Source organism: Mycobacterium persicum (assembly GCF_002086675.1).
Classification (GTDB): Bacteria; Actinomycetota; Actinomycetes; order Mycobacteriales; family Mycobacteriaceae; genus Mycobacterium; species Mycobacterium persicum.
Map to the genome: position 1 here is coordinate 1 of NZ_MVIF01000336.1, position 290 is coordinate 290.

General features: G+C 79.7%; 1 pseudogene. It reads left to right on the forward strand.

The features are described 5' to 3' along the window. Positions 1–290: pseudogene (locus BST40_RS30575) on the forward strand (hypothetical protein); the annotation flags it as partial.

Here is a 290-nt window from a genome sequence, read left to right on the forward strand (position 1 = left end):
CTTTTGCCTCCGTCGCCGCCGTTCCCGCCGGGGGCGCCGGCTCCACCTGGGCCGCCGGCACCGCCCCCGCCACCACGACCGTCAGGCAAACCTGCGCCGCCACCGGCGCCCCCGCCGCTTCCGCTGGCGTTCTCGGACGCGCCACCGGCGCCGCCATCGATGCCGCCACCGTTGCCGCCAGGCCCTCCGAAGATGCCGCCGTCACCGCCAGCGCCACCGGTGCCGCCTCCGCCGCCCCCCGCGCCGAAGCTGCTAATGCCGCCCGTTCCGCCGGCGCCGCCGGCGGAGCC